The organism is Pseudomonas sp. WC2 (genome assembly GCF_050586545.1).
Classification (GTDB): Bacteria; Pseudomonadota; Gammaproteobacteria; order Pseudomonadales; family Pseudomonadaceae; genus Aquipseudomonas.
Map to the genome: position 1 here is coordinate 87179 of NZ_JBOBDR010000002.1, position 19943 is coordinate 107121.

Annotated in this window: 14 protein-coding genes; 5 read left to right on the forward strand and 9 right to left on the reverse strand. The window is 59.0% G+C overall.

Annotation, left to right across the window (positions count from 1 at the left end):
• Nucleotides 1-236: 236 nt before the first annotated feature.
• Entirely contained in the window at nt 237-1955 is a 1719-nt protein-coding gene (locus ACQ4OE_RS02425; RefSeq protein WP_430945545.1) for a hydrogenase maturation protein, read from the reverse strand.
• A gap of 221 nt (nt 1956-2176) precedes the next feature.
• On the opposite strand from ACQ4OE_RS02425, the gene ACQ4OE_RS02430 reads away from it, so the two are divergent.
• Nucleotides 2177-2908: an antitoxin Xre/MbcA/ParS toxin-binding domain-containing protein gene (locus tag ACQ4OE_RS02430; RefSeq protein ID WP_430945546.1), complete on the forward strand. Its 732-nt coding sequence runs from the start codon at nt 2177-2179 to the stop codon at nt 2906-2908.
• The gene (locus ACQ4OE_RS02435; protein WP_122590785.1) at nt 2905-3408 is read left to right on the forward strand and encodes a type II RES/Xre toxin-antitoxin system toxin; all 504 of its coding nucleotides are present in this window, start codon (nt 2905-2907) and stop codon (nt 3406-3408) included. Before ACQ4OE_RS02430 ends, ACQ4OE_RS02435 begins: the two co-directional genes overlap by 4 nt.
• An 82-nt stretch (nt 3409-3490) precedes the next feature.
• On the opposite strand, the gene ACQ4OE_RS02440 is transcribed toward ACQ4OE_RS02435, so the two are convergent.
• The gene (locus ACQ4OE_RS02440) at nt 3491-3808 is read right to left on the reverse strand and encodes an SCP2 sterol-binding domain-containing protein (RefSeq protein WP_007912567.1); all 318 of its coding nucleotides are present in this window, start codon (nt 3806-3808) and stop codon (nt 3491-3493) included.
• A 49-nt stretch (nt 3809-3857) separates the two neighbouring features.
• Nucleotides 3858-4568 carry a histidine phosphatase family protein gene (locus tag ACQ4OE_RS02445; RefSeq protein WP_122590787.1) on the reverse strand — a complete coding sequence of 237 codons (711 nt, stop codon included), beginning with the start codon at nt 4566-4568 and terminating at the stop codon, nt 3858-3860.
• 204 nt (nt 4569-4772) lie between these two features.
• On the opposite strand from ACQ4OE_RS02445, the gene sohB reads away from it, so the two are divergent.
• Entirely contained in the window at nt 4773-5804 is a 1032-nt protein-coding gene (gene sohB, locus ACQ4OE_RS02450; protein ID WP_430945547.1) for a protease SohB, read from the forward strand.
• A 67-nt stretch (nt 5805-5871) separates the two neighbouring features.
• Here the strand turns inward: sohB and ACQ4OE_RS02455 are convergent, their stop codons facing one another.
• The 4 genes from ACQ4OE_RS02455 to metH form a co-directional block, all read right to left on the reverse strand.
• Entirely contained in the window at nt 5872-6366 is a 495-nt protein-coding gene (locus ACQ4OE_RS02455; RefSeq protein WP_430945548.1) for a DUF934 domain-containing protein, read from the reverse strand.
• The gene (locus ACQ4OE_RS02460; RefSeq protein ID WP_122590790.1) at nt 6350-8008 is read right to left on the reverse strand and encodes a nitrite/sulfite reductase; all 1659 of its coding nucleotides are present in this window, start codon (nt 8006-8008) and stop codon (nt 6350-6352) included. Before ACQ4OE_RS02460 ends, ACQ4OE_RS02455 begins: the two co-directional genes overlap by 17 nt.
• Nucleotides 8009-8502: 494 nt before the next feature.
• Nucleotides 8503-8721, reverse strand: coding sequence for a DUF2970 domain-containing protein (locus tag ACQ4OE_RS02465; RefSeq protein ID WP_122590792.1), 219 nt, complete (start codon nt 8719-8721; stop codon nt 8503-8505).
• Between the two features lie 114 nt (nt 8722-8835).
• A complete protein-coding gene (metH, locus tag ACQ4OE_RS02470; RefSeq protein WP_430945549.1) occupies nt 8836-12546 on the reverse strand; it encodes a methionine synthase in 3711 nt (1236 codons plus the stop codon).
• Between the two features lie 152 nt (nt 12547-12698).
• On the opposite strand from metH, the gene ACQ4OE_RS02475 reads away from it, so the two are divergent.
• Nucleotides 12699-14981: a fatty acid cis/trans isomerase gene (locus ACQ4OE_RS02475; protein WP_430945550.1), complete on the forward strand. Its 2283-nt coding sequence runs from the start codon at nt 12699-12701 to the stop codon at nt 14979-14981.
• Nucleotides 14982-15010: 29 nt separating this feature from the next.
• Here the strand turns inward: ACQ4OE_RS02475 and ACQ4OE_RS02480 are convergent, their stop codons facing one another.
• Together ACQ4OE_RS02480 and ACQ4OE_RS02485 are read right to left on the reverse strand one after the other, a co-directional pair.
• Nucleotides 15011-17965, reverse strand: a complete 2955-nt coding sequence (locus tag ACQ4OE_RS02480) for a dermonecrotic toxin domain-containing protein (RefSeq protein WP_430945551.1) — start codon at nt 17963-17965, stop codon at nt 15011-15013.
• Nucleotides 17872-19059, reverse strand: coding sequence for a hypothetical protein (locus ACQ4OE_RS02485; RefSeq protein WP_430945552.1), 1188 nt, complete (start codon nt 19057-19059; stop codon nt 17872-17874). Before ACQ4OE_RS02485 ends, ACQ4OE_RS02480 begins: the two co-directional genes overlap by 94 nt.
• Nucleotides 19060-19261: 202 nt before the next feature.
• Between ACQ4OE_RS02485 and nfuA the strand changes: the two genes are divergently transcribed.
• A complete protein-coding gene (gene nfuA / locus ACQ4OE_RS02490; RefSeq protein ID WP_122590799.1) occupies nt 19262-19846 on the forward strand; it encodes a Fe-S biogenesis protein NfuA in 585 nt (194 codons plus the stop codon).
• Nucleotides 19847-19943: the final 97 nt, after the last annotated feature.

The following is a 19943-nucleotide window of genomic DNA, read 5'->3' on the forward strand; positions in this document are numbered from 1 at the left end:
CGGTGTTTGAGGTGGGCGCATTGTAAAGGCAAAAGCCGTTACCCTCACCCTAACCCTCTCCCATAGGGAGAGGGGACTGACCGAGGTGTCTTGCGTCATACATCGACCTGAAAACCCGAATCGATCATGAATTCACAGCAAGACCCACAGGTCGGTGTGGATCACCAATATCCGCGGCTCGGTTCCCTCTCCCCTGGGAGAGGGCTAGGGTGAGGGGAAAAGCAGTCACCGCAAAATCAACTGGCCAACTCAACCGTACTCACCCGCGCCCAATCCTCAATCAGCCGCGCCGGCGTGCCACAAACCTTGCGCTTGTACACGAAATTGCGACACTTCTCGGCAAACTGACTGCGGTTGTAGAGCATGTCTTCCTGCATTTCCCGCAACTCGGCCTCACGGCATTGTTCGACCCGTACCAGATCGATCCGTGACTTGCGCTCGCGCACGGCGGCGTAGGTCGGATCAGTCAGCACCGCGTCGGCTCGCTGCACCAGCCACAGCGAAAACTCGTCCGGGCAGCGTGGGCCGACTTCCTGGATCATCCCCAGTTGCCAGGCCTGCACCGCGCTTACCGGCAAACAGGCCTCGGTCAATTGCTCGGCCATCGCCGGGCCGACGGCGCGCGGCAGACTGTAGGTCCAGTATTCGGAGCCGTACAGACCCATGCTCTTGTAATGCGGATTGAGCACGATGTCGGCGCGGGCGAAGACGATGTCGGCCGCCAAGGCCAACATCACGCCGCCGGCACCGGCATTGCCGGTCACGCCGCTGACCACCAGTTGCCGTGCGCTCAACAGCTCTGCGCAGACATCGTCGATCGCCTGAATATTGGCCCAGGCTTCAGCACCGGGATCCTGCGCCGCTTGAATCACGTTCAAATGCACGCCGTTGGAAAAACTGCCGCGACCACCCTTGATCAATAGCACGCGCGTATCCCGTGCCTTGGCCCAGCGCAACGCTTCAACCAGACGCTGGCATTGCTCGGTGCTCATGGCGCCGTTGTAGAACTCGAATGTCAGCTCGCCGATATGCCCGGACTCGCAATAGCGGATCGGCTGATAGGTTTCCTCGCTGAACGGCTGCGTGGCGATCGACCAGTCCAGCACCGGCACCTCCGTCAATTGGCCGGCCAGCACATGCCTTGCCGGTTGTTTGAAGGTTTCTTCGCCGGGTTGCGGTTTTCGCCGCAGAGCGCCCAGCCATAGACTTTGATCGCCTGCCGCAACGAGCACGGCATCGTCATGCACCGCGAGGATTGCGCCGGGTGTGCCGCTGCGCGAATCCAGGTGCGCGTCGTAGACGTAATACTGACCGCCGCCCAGACTCGCCAGCACCCCGGGTTGGCCATCTGCCGCATCGATGCAGCGTTTGATGAATCGCGCGCAATCGTGCCAGCTGAAGCTGCGGTCGACCTGTTTCATGTTCGGCTGCAAGCGCCCGCGCACCGAGGAATTGGCGTAATCCAACGGCACCGGCGCGACGCCTTCGACGAATTTTTCTACCACCTCGCGGATGCAGCGAATCGCCGCGTCGCTGACCCGGCCGTTGTACAGCTCGGACTTGCGCAGGCCCTTCGGGACATTGAATTCGCAGGTGGCCCAGACAGGACCGGCGTCCATTTCTTCTACCGCTTGCAGAGCCGTGACGCCCCAGCTGGACAGCTCATGGGTAATCGCCCAGTCCAGTGCGCTGGCGCCACGATCACCGACGATGCCGGGATGAATGATCACCACCGGCCGCTGGGCATTGCTCCACAGCGCCTGGGGCACTCGGTCTTTGAGAAACGGGCAAATCACCAGATCCGCGCCGCTGTGCTCGATTTGCTCGCATACGGAGGTTTCATCGCTAAACAGCACCACGCTGGCCGAATGCCCGGCCTGCCGCAGTTCGAGCCAGGCACGTTGCGTCAGGCCATTGAACGCTGACGACAGCAGAATGATCTTGAGGGGGCGCATGATGGTTCTTCCTTGGATGAGATCAGCCACAGGCTCCGGGTGAGCCTTCCCTGGCTTTCGATGGAGCCGGAAGAGTAAAGAGTGGGGGGCGGCGCCCCTGTGATCGAGGTCAACGTTCTGTCAGCGAATGTTCCTTCGGCGACGAAGTATCTTTCGCACGGCTTGGCCGGCACAGGCTGACGCTAAGTGATCGGGCTTTCCCGGTGGGAGGGGATATTCCTGTGTTTACGTCCTACGGAAACCGGAAGGTTTTGCGCGTATTGGGGGATTTTTCCGACGACATTTTAAGGTTGGTCGTCGGACGTTCGGTCTATAGCATCGAATCTGACATTGAAGTCGCTGAGCGGCGTGATCGCTCGAACCCAGACAAAGGATGGACTATGCGAACGCTTCACATCGAGCATGAAACAGCTATTTATCATCCGCGCTTTTTCTGGCGTGACGACCGCGCCAGATGCCCAACGGAGGGTAGCGCCATGTTCTCGGCAAAGGCGCCCCGGTTCACGGGGCTGATGAAGGTCGAAGGCAACCCTGTGGCAGTGCTGTTGGGTGGCCGGGCATGGGATGAAGAGCCCATGTTCATCATTCGTTACACGCAGGAAGGCTTTGATCTGCAGGACGTCGTCAACATGCTGTCCACGTCGGAGCTGTACCGGGAGAGCGAGCTTGTTCAGCTCATCACAGGGAAGTCCATCAGGACCATAAAGCGCCTGCTGAAAGAACCCAAACCGACGCGCCTCGGTCAGCAGCAAAGCATGGTCGCTTTCCAGTACGCGCACGCGCTGGAATTCGCCAGCGAGGTGTTTCATGGGCAGGCACGCGCCGAGGAGTGGTTGAACAAAGCGACCAAATGGCTCAACGGATACCGGCCCGTGGAGCTCATCGAGAATCCGCTGGGGTATCAGGTGGTGAATACCTACCTGTACCGCATGAAACACGGGGTTTATCAATGAATCCGTTGCCTTGGGATGATCACTGGTATGCGTGGCGCATCGACCCGGAAGTGTACAAGCGCACATGGGACAGTGGCATTGGCTCGGAGCGGGTAGGCGGCCGATGGAACCGGCCTGGCCGGCGCGTCGTTTATGCCTCAGTTGATCCTTCCACGGCGATTCTTGAAGTAGCGGCTCACGGAAGTTTTGACGCGCTGGATAAGGAACCCCACGTTTTGACGTGCTTCGAGGTGACCAATCAGGCACTGGTGAAAATCGTCCAGCCGGAGGAGTTGCCCAATCCGTACTGGATGAGCCCAGCCAAGCCTTCTCACAATCAACAGCAGTTTGCCGATGCGTTATTGGCCGAGCATCCATTTGTGCTGATCCCCTCGGCGGCGACCCAGCATTCATGGAATCTGCTGGTGAGCTGCGCGCTGGCGGAAGGGCAGTTCAAAATGGTTTCCCAAGAGCGCTTTGGACTGGATACCCGACTGTTGAAAGAGCTGATGCTGGTCTGATGAAACCATTGCTGCTTTGTCCAAGCCCGGAAACGACGAATCCCGCCGTATAGGCGGGATTCGTTTGCAACTGACCGGCGTCTTACGACGGGAACAGCTCGGACAGTTTCATCGACAGCATCATGTCGCCTTCAACGCGCAGCTTGCCGCCCATGAATGCCTGCATGCCATCGGTTTCGCCGCTGACGATACCTTTCAGGGTTTCGCTATCCAGCACCAGCGTGCAGTTGGCGTCAGGGTTTTCGCCTTCCTGGATGTCGCAAGTGCCGTCTTTGACGATCAGCGAGTATTGCTTGTCTTCGTCGGTGATGTTGAAACCGAAGACCAGATCCAGACCGGCAGCAGCGGCTGGGTTGAACTTGGCTTGCATTGCTTTTACGGCATCGGCTACGGAGGTCATGGTTCGATCCTTATGGGTTGATTACAGCAAGGTTCACAGTTAACCGGACTCAGCGGAAAGTGATGAGTTCCGGAGCCTTCATCAGCTGCAGGTGTGCATGACTGTTGAAGGAAGCCAGCGCCACCTCGCGACCGCGGAACTTCAGCTGGTTGAGCGAGGTGTTGACGATTTGCCAATTCAATTCAAAGGCCTGTTTCGCAGGCATTTGCGTGATGAGGTGGATCAACGCAGTGATGGTGCCGCCGGATGTAAACACGGCGATCTTCTGATTCTTTTCTGCCTGTTCGAGGATTCGATGCAAACCGCCCTGAACCCGTTCGACGAAGCCCAGCCAGCTTTCCAGCCCTGGCGTGTCGTAAGTGCCGGCCAGCCAACGCTCGATGATCAGGGCGAAAATGCGCTGAAACTCGCCACGGTTTTGCGCGGCATTACGCAGGATGTCGAGGGCTTCCGGTTCCTGCGGCAGCATCGCCGGGAGGAGGGCGCGGATCACCGCGTCGGCATCGAATTCGTTGAAGGCGGAGTCGGTTTCCAGAACGGGGACCGACAGACCTTTGGCGCTGAACTGCTCCAGTGCACTGGTGGCGGTGTGTTGCTGGCGACGCAGGTCACCGGCGAGACAGCGATCGAAGCTGATGCCCAGCTCAGCGAGGTGCTGGCCAAGGATTTCTGCCTGACGCACACCGGTCGGCGACAAGACGTCATAGTCGTCTGCACCAAAGGAGGCCTGGCCATGTCGAATCAGATAGATGCTGCCCACGTCCGCGTCATCCCGGTACGTTGAAGGTTTGGCGAGGTTATGAGGATGACGAAGAGCTGTCAATGAAAAAACATACGCTTGTTTGAAATGCCCGTTACAGGGGTGTTGCCGGAGGTTTCACGGCTGGCCGCCGAGCCGGCGCATGGGTATGCTGGAACCATCCCGCGTGTGTTTCACATTCGCGCAATGTTTTAAGGAGTCGCTGTGGAGTTTTTCACCGAATACGCCAGTTTCCTGGCCAAGACTGTCACGTTGGTGATCGCCATTCTGGTGGTGCTTGCCAGTTTTGCTGCCTTGCGCGCAAAGGGCCGGCGCAAGTCGGCCGGTCAGTTGCAGGTCAGCAAGCTCAATGATTTCTACAAAGGCCTGCGTGAACGCCTGGAGCAGACCCTGCTCGACAAGGATCAGCTCAAGGCTTTGCGCAAGGGCGAGGCCAAATCCGAAAAAAACGCGAAAAAACAGAAGAAACAACCCGAGGCCAAACCTCGCGTATTCGTGCTGGATTTCGATGGCGACATCAAAGCTTCGGCGACTGAGAGCCTGCGCCACGAAATCACCGCACTGCTGACCCTCGCCACCCCGAAAGACGAAGTGGTGCTACGTCTGGAAAGCGGCGGTGGCATGGTCCACAGCTACGGCCTCGCCTCGTCGCAACTGGCGCGAATCCGCGAGGCCGGCGTGCCGTTGACCGTGTGCATCGACAAGGTCGCGGCCAGTGGCGGCTACATGATGGCGTGCATCGGCGAGAAGATCATCAGTGCACCGTTCGCGATCCTCGGTTCGATCGGCGTGGTCGCACAGTTGCCCAACGTCAATCGCTTGCTGAAGAAGCACGACATCGACTTTGAAGTGCTGACGGCTGGCGAATACAAACGCACCCTGACCGTGTTTGGCGAGAATACCGAGAAGGGCCGCGAGAAGTTCCAGGAAGATCTGGACATTACCCATCAGTTGTTCAAGAACTTCGTTGCACGTTACCGCCCGCAACTGGCGATCGATGACGTCGCCACCGGTGAAGTCTGGCTGGGCATCGCCGCACTGGATAAACAACTGGTCGACGAACTCAAGACCAGCGACGAATACCTCGCCGAACGAGCGAAGAAGTCCGAGGTTTATCATCTGCACTACGCCGAGCGCAAAAGCCTGCAAGAGCGCATTGGCATGGCCGCCAGCGGTTCAGTCGACCGCGTGCTGCTGAGCTGGTGGAGCCGTCTGACCCAGCAACGCTTCTGGTAAATCAGCAGGCATAAAAAAACGCCGGTCATATGACCGGCGTTTTTTTGTCCGCGCTAAATCTGAAGGCTTAGCGACGACGGAACAGCGGCAGCGGTTCGTCGGTGGCGGCCTGGTAGGTCACCGAGAAGTCCTTGAGACCTTCGAGGGCTTCATACGGATCTTTGTCCGCACGGATGGCAAAGGCATCGAAACCACAGCGATGCATGTAGAACAGCTGATCGCGCAACACGTCGCCAATCGCGCGCAGTTCGCCTTTGAAACCATAACGGTCGCGCAGCAAGCGGGCGTTGGAGTAGTTGCGGCCGTCGGTGAACGCCGGGAAGTTCAGGGCAATCACTTGGAACTCGGCGACGTCTCCACCGATTTCCTCGGCTTCTTCGTCAGCGTCCAGCCATACACCCAGACCGCCGTCGCGGGCCTTGAGCATGCGGCTGTGTTCGCGCCACAGTTGCAACGGCACGATCAAGTCGTCGCAGTTGCTGATCTCGTCGATATTGAAATCCTTGGGCAGCAAGTGCCAGGTTTCGTCGACGACCTCGTTGTTCTTAATGATTCGCTGCATAGACGCGTTCCTTGAAGAGGTCGATGCCAATACGCTGGTAAGTGTCGATGAAGCGTTCGTCTTCGGTACGTTGTTCAACGTACACGTCGATCAGCTTCGAGATCACGTCAGGCATGGCTTCCTGTGCGAAGGATGGGCCGAGGATCTTGCCCAGGCTCGCGTCACGGCTGGCGCTGCCGCCGAGGGAGACCTGATAGAACTCTTCGCCTTTCTTGTCCACGCCGAGGATGCCGATGTGGCCGACGTGGTGGTGACCACAGGCGTTCATGCAACCGGAGATGTTCAGGTCCAGCTCGCCGATGTCGAACAGGTAATCGAGGTCGTCGAAGCGGCGCTGGATCGATTCGGCGATCGGGATCGACTTGGCGTTGGCCAGCGAGCAGAAATCACCGCCAGGGCAGCAGATGATGTCGGTCAGCAGGCCGATGTTCGGCGTAGCGAAACCGCCTTCACGCAACTCGCCCCAGAGGGTGAACAACTGGCTTTGCTCGACGTCGGCCAGAATGATGTTCTGTTCGTGGGACGTGCGCAGTTGACCGAAGCTGTAGCGGTCGGCCAGATCGGCGACGGCATCAAGCTGCTTGTCGGTGATGTCGCCCGGGGCAACGCCGGTCGGCTTCAGCGACAGGGTCACGGCCACATAACCCGGCTTCTTGTGCGCCAGGGTGTTACGGGTGCGCCAGCGGGCAAAACCGGCGTGCTCTTTGTCGAGATCGGCCAGTTGGGCGGTCTGGTTTTCCAGCGCTTTGTAGTCCGGATCGACGAAGTGCTTGGCCACACGCTGCAGTTCGGCTTCCGTCAATGTGGTCTGGCCACCGCGCAGGTGCTCCATTTCCGCATCGACTTTCTGGGCGAACACTTCCGGCGTGAGGGCTTTGACGAGGATCTTGATCCGCGCCTTGTATTTGTTGTCGCGACGACCGTAGCGGTTGTACACGCGCAGGATGGCGTCGAGGTAGCTCAACAGGTCCTGCCATGGCAGGAACTCGTTGATGAACGCGCCAACCACCGGCGTACGACCGAGGCCACCGCCGACCAACACGCGGAAACCCAGTTCGCCAGCGGCGTTATGCACCGGCTCAAGGCCGATGTCATGCACTTCAATGGCCGCACGGTCAGCGGTCGACCCGTTGACGGCGATCTTGAATTTACGCGGCAGGTAGGCGAATTCCGGGTGGAACGTGGTCCACTGGCGGACGATCTCGCACCATGGGCGCGGGTCGATCACTTCATCGGCGGCAACACCGGCGAACTGATCGGTAGTCACGTTGCGCAGGCAGTTACCGCTGGTCTGGATCGCGTGCATCTGCACGGTGGCCAGTTCAGCCAGAATGTCCGGGATGTCTTCCACCGCCGGCCAGTTGAACTGCACGTTCTGCCGCGTACTGATGTGGGCGTAGCCCTTGTCGTAGTCGCGGGCAATCTTGGCCATCATGCGCATCTGACGCGAAGTCAGCTGGCCATAAGGCACCGCCACACGCAACATCGGCGCAAAACGCTGGATGTAGAGGCCATTTTGCAGGCGCAGGGGGCGGAATTCTTCTTCGCTCAGCTCACCTGCCAGATAGCGTCGGGTCTGATCACGGAACTGCTTGACGCGGTCCTCGATGATCCGCTGATCGTACTCGTCGTATACGTACATATAAGTCCTGTTCTCAGGCTTGGGCCACTCGGAAAACGCTGCGTTTTCGCTTGCTGGAGTCCGAATTGTGCCTCTGCAATTCTGCGCGCACGGCCGCGCACTCCCTAACGGAGCCGGGGCAATATACCCGTTTGCAGTTATGCGCAAAAGTGATGTTTGAGTATATGTAAAGAACTAAATCGCCTAACGAGAATGACTGTCAACTAATCCACATTTGTCGTGCGGACAATCATCGTCTTAACTGTGGTCGAGTCTTTCTGCAATCACCGATAAAACCGATAAGAGGCGATGCAATGAGCAATCCGACCAAGGCAAGAAAAAGCGATAGCAGTGTCGATGCATGGGCCATTCTGTTCCTGATCATTCTGGTCGTTGGAACGGCAGTATTCTGGGTCAGTCATCAGTAACCGCACTAGCCGGGACTACGTCTGACGGGTTATCGGATGTAGTCCCGTTATTTGGGCAATCTGAAGCCCGCTGGTGGCGGAGCCCCGTCATACGCCAGCGAAATGCACCACCAGTTTGACGATGGCAAACAGCGTCAGCGCAAACACAGCGGTGAACAGAATGCCCAGCAGCACGAAATGGCTGGGCTTGCCATGGGTGAAGTCCCTTGCCCGGTTCTTGCCGCTCTGCACCCCGAAAGCTGCGGCCATCACGCTGTGCAGCATTTGCCAGAAGGTCGGCGGTTTGTTGTCGACTGGATCGTCCATAAATCCCTCGTCTGCCGTGTGTGTCAGACAAGCATAGCCAACCCTTTCAAGAGCACCGCAAAAACAAATGTGGGAGCAGGCTCGCTCCCACAGGGATATTGCTTTAGGGCTGGATCAGTTGTCGTAACCCAGGTTCGGCGCCAGCCAACGCTCGGTCACGCTCAACTCCTGACCTTTGCGCGAGGTGTAGCTGGCGATCTGATCCTTGTCGACCTTGCCCACGGCAAAATACTGCGCCTGCGGATGGGCGAAGTACCAGCCGCTGACCGCTGCCGCCGGGAACATTGCATAGTGTTCGGTGAGGAACACGCCGCTACGGCCAGCACGCATTTCTTCAGCCTCCGGGTCGAGCAGGGCAAACAGCGCCGCTTTCTCGGTGTGATCCGGGCACGCCGGGTAGCCCGGAGCAGGGCGGATGCCACTGTATTGCTCTTTGATCAGCGCTTCGTTGTCGAGGACTTCGTCCTTGGCATAACCCCAGTGCTCTTTACGCACTTGCTGGTGCAGCCATTCGGCGCAAGCCTCGGCCAGACGGTCGGCAAGGGCTTTGACCATGATCGAGTTGTAGTCGTCGCCAGCGTCCTGGTAAGCCTTGGCGACTTCTTCGGCGCCGATGCCAGCGGTGGTGATGAAACCACCGACGTAGTCGGTCACTTCGCTGTCCTTCGGCGCAACGAAGTCAGCCAGCGAGAAATTCGGTTTGCCGTCGGTCTTGATGATCTGCTGACGCAGGTGATGCAGCTTGGCCAATGGCTGGCCGTCATCGCCGTACAGCTCGATATCGTCGTCATGCACCTGATTCGCCGGCCAGAAGCCGAACACCGCGCGGGCACTGATCAACTTCTCGTCGATCAGTTTGGCGAGCATTTCCTGCGCGTCTTTGTACAGGGCAGTGGCGGCTTCACCGACCACTTCGTCTTCGAGGATGCGCGGGAACTTGCCGGCCAGATCCCACGAGATGAAGAACGGCGTCCAGTCGATGTATTCGGCCAGCACCTTGAGGTCAATATTGTCGAGAACCTTGCTGCCGGTGAAGGTCGGTTTGACCGGCTCATAGGTCGACCAGTCGAACTGCGGTTTCTTGGCGACGGCTGCCGGGTAGCTCAAACGTTCGGTGCGGGCGCTGCGGTTGGCGGTGCGCTCACGCACGTCGACGTATTCCAGACGGGTCTTCTCGACGAAACCGGCCTTCAATTCTTTCGACAGCAATTGCGTCGCCACACCCACCGCACGGGAGGCGTCGGTCACGTAAACCACTGCGTCGTTGCTGTACTTCGGCTCGATCTTCACCGCGGTGTGCGCTTTGGACGTGGTCGCACCACCGATCATCAGCGGCAGATGGAAATCCTGACGCTGCATCTCACGGGCGACATGGACCATTTCGTCCAGCGACGGGGTGATCAGCCCGGAGAGGCCGATGATGTCGCACTTCTGCTCCTTGGCCACTTGCAGAATCTTCTCTGCCGGCACCATCACGCCGAGGTCGACGATGTCATAGCCGTTGCAACCGAGCACCACGCCGACGATGTTCTTGCCGATGTCGTGCACGTCGCCTTTCACGGTCGCCATGAGGATCTTGCCCTTGGCCTCCGGCTTGTCGCCTTTTTCCAGTTCGATGAACGGAATCAAGTGCGCCACGGCTTGCTTCATCACCCGGGCGGATTTCACCACCTGCGGCAGGAACATTTTGCCGGCGCCGAACAGGTCGCCGACGATGTTCATGCCAGACATCAGCGGGCCTTCGATCACTTCGATCGGGCGGGCGAACGACTGACGGGATTCTTCGGTGTCTTCAACGATGTGGGTGGTGATGCCCTTGACCAGCGCATGCTCCAGACGCTTGTTGACCTCCCAGCTGCGCCACTCTTCGGTCTCGGCTTCCTTGACGCTGCCGTCGCCTTTGTATTTGTCGGCGATGGCGAGGAGGGCGTCGGTGCCATCCGGCGTGCGGTTGAGGATCACGTCTTCAACGGCGTCGCGCAGCTCTTGCGGGATCTGGTCGTAGATCTCCAGCTGACCGGCGTTGACGATGCCCATGGTCAGGCCCGCGCGGATCGCGTACAGCAGAAACACCGAGTGGATCGCCTCGCGCACCGGGTTGTTGCCACGGAACGAGAACGACACGTTGGACACGCCGCCGGAGGTCAGCGCATACGGCAGCTCGTCGCGGATGTAGGCGCAGGCGTTGATGAAGTCGACAGCGTAGTTGTTGTGTTCTTCGATACCGGTAGCCACGGCGAAGATATTCGGGTCGAAGATGATGTCTTCCGGCGGGAAGCCGACTTCGTTGACCAGAATGTCGTAGGAGCGTTTGCAGATTTCTTTTTTGCGCGCTTCGGTGTCGGCTTGGCCGGCTTCGTCGAACGCCATCACCACCACGGCCGCGCCGTAGCGCTTGCACAGTTTGGCGTGGTGGATGAACTGCTCGACGCCTTCTTTCATGCTGATCGAGTTGACGATGCCCTTGCCCTGAATGCACTTCAGGCCGGCTTCGATGACCTCCCATTTCGACGAGTCGATCATGATCGGCACGCGGGAGATGTCCGGTTCACCGGCGATCAGATTGAGGAAGGTCACCATGGCCTTCTTCGAATCGAGCATCCCTTCGTCCATGTTGATGTCGATCACTTGGGCGCCGGCTTCGACCTGCTGCAGGGCGACTTCCAGGGCTTCGGTGTAGTTGTCTTCACGGATCAGACGGGCGAACTTGGCGGAACCGGTGATGTTGGTGCGCTCGCCGACGTTAACGAACAGCGAGCTGCGATCGATGGTGAACGGCTCCAGACCCGAGAGGCGGCAAGCCTTGGGAATGTCCGGAATCTGCCGTGGGGCATAACCGGCCACGGCTTTGGCGATCGCTTCAATGTGCCCCGGCGTGGTGCCGCAGCAGCCGCCGACAATATTGAGGAAGCCGCTCTGGGCGAATTCTTCGATGACCTTGGCGGTTTCCGACGGCAGTTCGTCGTACTCGCCGAATTCGTTCGGCAGGCCGGCGTTCGGGTGCGCGGAAACGTGAGTGCTGGCCTTGTTCGACAGCTCTTCCAGGTACGGACGCAATTCACTGGCGCCGAGCGCGCAGTTGAGGCCGACCGAAATCGGCTTGGCGTGCGCCACGGAGTTCCAGAACGCTTCGGTGGTCTGGCCCGACAAGGTGCGGCCGGAGGCGTCGGTGATGGTGCCGGAAATCATGATCGGCAGTTCGATGTGCAGTTCTTCGAACACGCCTTGCACGGCGAAGATCGCCGCTTTGGCGTTGAGGGTGTCGAAAATGGTTTCGATCAGGATCAGGTCGGCGCCGCCCTCGATCAGACCTTTGGTGGCTTCGGTGTAGTTTTCCACCAGCTCATCAAAGGTGACGTTGCGGTAGCCCGGGTTATTGACGTCCGGCGACAGCGAACAGGTGCGGCTGGTCGGGCCGAGTACGCCGGCGACGAAGCGCGGCTTATCCGGGTTCTCGGCAGTCTTGGCGTCGGCGACCTTGCGTGCCAGCCGCGCGCCTTCTACGTTCAATTCGTAGGCCAGTGCTTCCATGCCGTAATCGGCCATGGAAATGCGGGTGGCGTTGAAGGTGTTGGTTTCGAGGATGTCGGCACCGGCATCCAGATAGGCTTTCTCGATGCCGCCGATCACGTCCGGACGGGTGATGACCAGCAGGTCGTTGTTGCCCTTGACGTCACTCGGCCAGTCCGCGAAGCGTTTGCCACGGTAATCCTGCTCCTCGAGCTTGTAGCTCTGGATCATCGTGCCCATACCGCCATCGAGTATCAGGATGCGCTCTTTGAGAGCTTGCTTGAGAGCTTGAAGGCGAACACTGCGATCGGACATGTGGACTACTCGGAAAGACCATTACGAAGGGGCGGGATCATAACAAACCTGTGCGGTTTCGGAGCATGTACCGCATTTGCATGAATATCGCTCATGTTGGTACGAGCGTCATACTGTAGAATCGCCGCGTTTTTAAAATCAGGATCAGCAATATGTCTTACCGCTTCATTGGTTTTGTGTTGCTGCTTCTCTGTGGGGGCGCCGTTGCGCAGGAACCCTCGATCTCGTACAGCCGTGACATTCAACCGATCTTCACCGAGAAGTGCGTGGCTTGCCATGCGTGCTACGACTCCGCCTGTCAGCTCAATCTGGGCAGTGGCGAAGGCGCGGCCCGAGGCGCGAGCAAAATGCCCGTCTACGATGGCGAACGTACCCAGGCTGCGCCGACCACACGGCTGTTCTACGATGCGTTCGGCAAACGCGCCTGGCAGCAGAAAGACTTCTATTCGGTGCTTGATGCCCAAGGCAGCCAGGCCGCGCTGATGGCGCGCATGCTCGAGCTTGGCCACAAGACGCCACTGACGCCCAACGCCAAACTGCCGCAAGACATCGTTCTGGGCCTGAACCGCGAAAACCTGTGTGCGATGCCCGCCGAGTTTGACGGTTACGCCGGCGCCCATCCGAAAGAGGGCATGCCGCTGGCGGTGACAGGTCTGACCGATCAGCAATATCAGACCTTGCAGCGCTGGCTGGCGTCCGGGGCGCCGATCGATGAACAAGGTCTGGCACCGAGCAGCAAAGAGGCGCTGCAGATCGTGCAGTGGGAAAACCTGCTGAACATGCCGGGTGCCCGTGAAAGTCTGGTCGGGCGCTGGTTGTACGAGCACTGGTTTCTCGCGCACATCTACTTCAAGGATGGCGAGCCCGGGCATTACTTCCAATGGGTGCGCTCGCGCACGCCAACCGGTCAACCGATCGACCTGATCGCCACCCGCCGTCCCAATGACGATCCGGGCACACAGGTGTACTACCGCTTGTGGCCGGTGCAGGGCGTGATCGTGCACAAGACCCACATCACTTATCCGCTGAGCGCGGCGAAGATGGCGCGGGTCAAGAGCCTGTTCTACAGCGGCAACTGGCAGGTCAATGCGCTGCCGGGTTACGGCCCGCAAAGTCGGGCGAATCCGTTTGCCACGTTCGAGGCCATTCCCGCACAGGCGCGGTATCAGTTCATGCTCGATAACGCCGAATATTTCGTCCGCACGTTTATCCGTGGCCCGGTGTGCCGAGGGCAGATCGCGACCGACGTGATCCGCGATAACTTCTGGGCGCTGTTTCAGGCACCGGAGCATGACCTGTATGTCACCGACCCGAACTATCGCGGCCAGGCCACGCCGTTGCTGGCCATGCCGGGGCAGAACGACGATGTCGGCAGCGTCCTGAGCCTGTGGCACAACTACCGCGACAAACGTAACGAGTACGAAGCCCTGCGTCGCGACAGCTACGCCGACGCGCCGGCGCCGAGCTGGTCGACCCTGTGGGCCGGCAACGACAACGCACTGCTGAGCATTTTCCGCCACTTCGACAGTGCTTCAGTGACCAAAGGCCTGATCGGCGAGGTGCCGCAGACGATGTGGCTGTTCGACTATCCATTGCTCGAACGCACCTATTACCAGTTGGCGGTCAACTTCGATGTGTTCGGCAACGTTTCCCACCAAGCGCAAACCCGTCTGTATTTCGACCTGATCCGTAACGGTGCCGAGCAGAACTTCCTGCGCCTGATGCCGGCGGATTCCCGTGAGGACTACCTCGACGATTGGTACCAGAACAGCGGTCAGTTCAAGATGTGGCTCGACTACGAAGCCATCGACGACGACAAACCGACCGCGCTGAAACTCGATGAGAAAGATCCAAAGTACGACTTCGCCATGCAGTTGCTCGCGCGTTACGGTGATCTCAATGCCCGGCCTGACCCGATCAACCGTTGCGACGGCGCTTATTGCTCGCGTCCGAACATCGACCCGGCGCTGCAAAACGCTGAACAGGCACTGAGCCGTCTTACTTCGCGCCCGGCCGCCGGTTTGAAGGTCATCGACCAACTGCCGGAAGCGACCATGCTGCGCATCGAAACCGCGAGCGGCAAACGCGAGGTCTACAGCCTGATGCGCAACCGCGCCCATAGCAACGTGGCGTTTCTGCTCGGCGAATCCCTGCGTTATCAACCGGGGCTCGACACGCTGACAATTTTCCCGGGCGTGCTCAGCAGCTATCCGAATTTCATCTTCAACGTTCCCGCCGCGCAAGTCGCCGAATTTGTCGATGCCATGGAAAGTGCCAAGGATGCCAACCGTTTCGAGAAAATCGTCGAGCGCTGGGGCATCCGGCGCAGTCATCCGCAATTCTGGTTCTACTTCCACGATTTGAGCCAATACCTGCACGAAACCGATCCGGTGGAAGAGGGCGTGCTGGACATGAATCGCTACGAGAACCTCTGACTCGCGGTGTTTGACCGAGGTCTGAGCCATCAGACCTCCATCATTCCCAGTTCATCGATCAATGCTTCGGTCAGTGCGTCGAGGTCGGCGAAGCGTCGTTCGCTCAATGCTCCGAACGGTGCGTGGCTGACATACGCAAGGGTGCCATCGGCCAACACCCGAACCGTCTTCATCTGCTGCTGATTATCCATGTAGCGCAGCACTGACTCGTGGTTGATTGAGGTGGTGGTGAACATTTGCGGGCTGTGCACGCGCTCGGCGATCAAGTGCAGGTTTTCTTCACTGGGCAGACACATCAACATGTCGCATTGGTGCACGAACGCGTGAGATCCGGTCGGTGAACCGATGAGCACACCGGGATCGCGATGGAACCTCGCCAACGGATGCGTAGCGATACGCCGTTCCAGGCGAATACCGATGCTGTTGGTTAGTTCGGCCAGCCCGGGAATGTTCTGCACCGTGTTGCAGTGGCCTTGACCGACCAGTGCCACCCAGCGATGCGGCCCCAGGGTCAAGTGATCCTCAGTGAGTTTTTTGTAGGCGAAGAAATTGAACATCGTCACCCGATCCAACTGATCGGAGAGTGTCGGCATCCCTCTAAAGGGCGAAAGGTCTCCAGGGGCATACACCGAGCTGGCTGTGGTATCCAGCGCCATGATCTTGATCCCTTGCGCGTGGGCATCCTCGACCAGACGCGTGTAGCTGAATTCGTCTGCCTGAAAGGCCCAACGATCACCCATCTCCAGTCTTTCTCGCACAACCGCTGGCATCGGATGAGTGGGCGAGGTGTTGTAGATGTCCAGCCATGCCTGATGCAGATCGGTGTTGAGCAACTCGAAACCAAACGTCTTGACCCCGGCCTTTTTCAGTTCGGCCATGTTCTTGATCAGGAACTGTCGGGTCAGCGACACCGTATGCCGTTCGCCGAAGATCAGGCTGTCACGCTGGGTGAACAGGTGCTGAAACAGCTGCGTGGGTTTTGCCCCGCGCGGCGGCAGGGAAAACAACCGGGGCGGACTGATGTAGGTTCTCAAAAAGCTTCTGGCGTGACGGCGCAGGCGGCTCTGGATGGCGAAGATGTGTAATGCAACGACGGCAGGCGCATTGGTCGTGTACAGCGGATTGAGAAAACCCAGGCCCATTGCGCCCGACGGCACACGGTTGAGCACCGGCAGCGCCGCGACGTCGGTCGGTGGCAGCTCGTAATCGCGATAAGTGGTTTGCAGCGGACCTTTTTCCAGCGGATCCATGCCGCCGCGCAGGCGTGGTAACGGTTCGACCTGCCAGTGCTGCAGGTTTTCATCCAGTGTCAGCGGAAAGCGCAGCGTTCTTCTGGCCACATCCTGCGGATAGATGAAACGCCGCCCCTGTGCGACATCGGTCAGGTAATACTGGTTGTTGATCAAGGCATATTGCTGAATCGACGTCTTGCTCTGGTAAAGATTGCCCTTCAGATGATTAAGCGTCAGTGGATCAACCGCCACTTCCAGTCCGAACAACGTCTTGGTTGTGCGCAGCGTCGGCATCGTGCCGAACTTTGCCGGGATGAAGGGGCGGCCGCGGGCGCCGCTGATCGACCACAGCGCGCGTGCCGCCGCCTTCGATTTGCCTGCGCGTTTGAGCAGAAGGAAGGTTCGGGTGATATTGCGCGAGGCATTGAACGCACGGGTGATCGGCAGAAAGCTGAGCAGATCCATGGCCAGGTCGATGCCGAAGTTGATTTTGTTCCACAGCGACTGGTATTCGACTTCGGCATTGCTGGTGGAGGCGTGATCGGCATTGGCCCTCAGTGTCCCGATCCGCTGCGCATACAGCGCTTCGTAGAGCGGCGTTGTGATGGGCAGCAAACGGATGTTATCGAAGGGATTGTGGATCAGGCTTTGCGGGCTTGTTACCCAGGCTTTGCCGGGGTCCGACAGTTGCTGCAGCACGTAGGTTTTCCATTCGCTGGAGCTTTGCCATTGTTGCTGGAGAAACCGTTCCAGGGCGGGCTGGTCGGCGAACTCCTTGATGTCCAGTCCAGTGGGTGAAGCGGGGGTGAACAGCACGAGGTTGGGCAACGCTTGGGGTTTTTCCACGCTGATCACCAAGGCATCATTGAGAGGGTAGCCATTGGCGGTCGCCGGGGAGTTGGCGATCAGCAGTGCACTGGCGACGATTTTGTGGCCGTCGACGGTTTTGCGATTGGCCGGTAGGTCGGCTTCGAGGATTGCCTTGACCCACTGGTAGCCGCGCTGGTTGCGGTCCTTGAGGAAACACTGATCGTCCAGTCTGGCGGCGAATGCTTGGGTTTTCAGGCTGGCTCGGTAGGCATCGCCCCACGCCTGGCGCAGCAGCGAGCCCTGCTGGAGCAGGCGATTATCGAGCAGTTCGTCATAGCCTTTGCTCACGTCGAGTTTTTCCACCAGCGCACGCAGATACGCGTCATCGAACTGCATGGATGGGCCGGAGGCCGATATCGTGGTGGTTTCACCGGTAAACAGCTTGTACAGGCTGAAATCCCATGGCGGGGTGTTTTGCAGCGCCAGTTCGGTCAATGAGAGGTTGAGGGTCTTTGCCGGTCTGGACCTCGGATCATCGGTGGAGGCCACTTGATCCGGCCCGATACCGCCGCCCAGGCTGGAGGGGTTGAGACTGGTGGTGATTTTCACCGCGACGTGGTCAGGGTCAATGACTTGCTTCGGGTAATCCACCTGCAACTGTTGCATCAGCTTCTGGCGGGCAAAGGCCTTAAGGGTCGGAATGGCGGCTTTGCGAAACTGTTCGGCGAGGCGTTTGTTGGCGCTCAGTTCCGCGTCCGCCAGCTGCTCAAGGGTGTGTCGGGTTTCGTGGTTCGCCTGCCGATACCACGCGGGCAGTGCGCTTTCGAGGTAACGCCTGGCGCGTTCGGTCATTGCGTCACGAATGTCCAGGAACGCACCGATGTTGGCCAGACGGTTGAACAGTTCATGGACTCGCTTGCCATCGGCGCCGTACCGGGACAACAGTCGCCAACCGTGCTGGATGTCTTTTTCTGCAAGGCCAGCAGTGCGTCGATATGGTGTTTGAACAGCTGCGCCTGGATGGGTGTGTAGCGGAACACCGGGTTTTTTTTCAGATAGCGGCGGGCGCGGGGCTGATCTTGCCAGCGGATGTTTTCCAGCAGTGAGTCGCTGGTTTTTCCTGCAGCCATGTTCATCAAGGCTTGATCCAGCGCCTTCAGCGAAGAAAACGCGTCAATGCCTCTGTGGGGAGTGAACAGCGCCACAGCGCCGAGATCCGATGCAGCAGAGAATTCCCCCATCAGGGTTTTGCTGGCGAGCAGGAAAGCTCCCACCAACGGGATGTCGGGCTTGTTATTTCGGCCTTTAAGGCTGACGGCAAGGGCGCAAGGGCGCTGTTGTTCGGGCAGATTCGCGCGGCTCGGGCTGGAAGGCTGGCGGACGAAGTGATCGACCAGCGCTTGGCTGGATGCTTCCAGCGTGCCATCTGTCACGCGCAGGGCGACCTCAGCTTGCAGGACTTTGGCCAAGTGACCGGCCAGCCACTGACGCCGGGTCGTCGGTTGGTCGGGCGCGAAGGGCGCCTGCCAGAAGCGCTCCAGTTGGGTCTGGAAACACTGATCAGGCTGGCGGATCAGCTGATCGATAAATACCTCGAACGCCGGTGTACTGCCCGTCGTGCGGTTGACCTTGCGCACCTTGCTGGGCGCGGCGGGATCAGGTTCGTCGTAGCTGGTTTTGGCGAAGAATCGGTACTGGCGGTTCGGCGCGTCGAGATGCTCACCGCCCCATGGGCTGTCAGTGAACAGGGCGGACAGCGGTCTTGATGGCGTATCGGCGGGTACGAACGTCGCCGTGCCGGGCCGAGTATTGATCTTGAGCATTTCTTCGCAATGCACAGCGTCCAGGTCAATGGGCAGGGGATGACCATGGAATGCCGTTTGGATATTTGTTCGAAGCAGCTCGTCTAGCACCTTGCCGGCTTCAGATTGTTGCTCGAACAGTGCTTTGAGTGCGAGCTGATGATCGAGCAATTGTTTGAGCAAGGCGTGTTGACGGGCTTCGGTCGATGGCGCCGGAGCGGGGGAGGCGGTCATGAATCACACTCGATAACGGATATTCAGATGCCGACGTTATCGAAGGTCAGACGCTGTCATGCGGTATCTATATACCACCTCGCATCGGTCAATCTGTGCCAGACAGCGAGCGCAATTGAGAATGCTTTCCCGACAAAAATACTAGGACTTTGTCCGGCGGCTTGTTTGGCGTAAACTGCGCCCAAGCCTGCGAGGAGTTTCCATGACCGCTATTACCATTACTGACGCCGCCCACGATTACCTGGCCGATCTGCTTTCCAAGCAGAACACCCCGGGCATCGGCATCCGCGTCTTCATCACCCAGCCTGGCACCCAGTACGCCGAAACCTGCATTGCCTACTGCAAGCCGGGCGAAGAAAAACCGGAAGACAAGGCGCTGGGGCTAAAAAGCTTCACCGCTTATATCGACTCGTTCAGCGAAGCGTTTCTGGATGATGCGGTTGTCGACTACGCCACCGACCGCATGGGCGGCCAGCTGACCATCAAGGCGCCGAACGCCAAAGTGCCGATGGTCAACGCCGATAGCCCGGTCAACGAGCGCATCAACTACTACCTGCAAACCGAAATCAACCCGGGGCTGGCCAGCCACGGCGGTCAGGTCAGCCTGATCGATGTGGTTGAAGACGGCATCGCCGTGCTGCAATTCGGTGGCGGTTGCCAGGGCTGCGGCCAAGCCGACGTGACCTTGAAGGAAGGCATCGAGCGCACCCTGCTTGAGCGTATTCCGGAGCTCAAGGGCGTCCGCGACGTCACCGACCACACGCAGAAAGAAAACGCCTACTACTAAGGTGTTCGCTGCGGACATAAAAACGGCGCCCCGTGAGCGCCGTTTTTTTATGGGTAAATTTTGCCTAAGCCTTCGCGAGCAAGCTCGCTCGCGAAAA

Coding starts and splice junctions, on each gene's coding strand:
- ACQ4OE_RS02425 (WP_430945545.1), bottom strand. CDS start 1,955: ATGCGCCCCCTCAAGATCATTCTGCTGTCGTCAGCGTTCAATGGCCTG.
- ACQ4OE_RS02435 (WP_122590785.1), top strand. CDS start 2,905: ATGAATCCGTTGCCTTGGGATGATCACTGGTATGCGTGGCGCATCGAC.
- ACQ4OE_RS02440 (WP_007912567.1), bottom strand. CDS start 3,808: ATGACCTCCGTAGCCGATGCCGTAAAAGCAATGCAAGCCAAGTTCAAC.
- ACQ4OE_RS02455 (WP_430945548.1), bottom strand. CDS start 6,366: ATGCAGCGAATCATTAAGAACAACGAGGTCGTCGACGAAACCTGGCAC.
- ACQ4OE_RS02460 (WP_122590790.1), bottom strand. CDS start 8,008: ATGTACGTATACGACGAGTACGATCAGCGGATCATCGAGGACCGCGTC.
- ACQ4OE_RS02465 (WP_122590792.1), bottom strand. CDS start 8,721: ATGGACGATCCAGTCGACAACAAACCGCCGACCTTCTGGCAAATGCTG.
- metH (WP_430945549.1), bottom strand. CDS start 12,546: ATGTCCGATCGCAGTGTTCGCCTTCAAGCTCTCAAGCAAGCTCTCAAA.
- ACQ4OE_RS02475 (WP_430945550.1), top strand. CDS start 12,699: ATGTCTTACCGCTTCATTGGTTTTGTGTTGCTGCTTCTCTGTGGGGGC.
- ACQ4OE_RS02485 (WP_430945552.1), bottom strand. CDS start 19,059: ATGACCGCCTCCCCCGCTCCGGCGCCATCGACCGAAGCCCGTCAACAC.
- nfuA (WP_122590799.1), top strand. CDS start 19,262: ATGACCGCTATTACCATTACTGACGCCGCCCACGATTACCTGGCCGAT.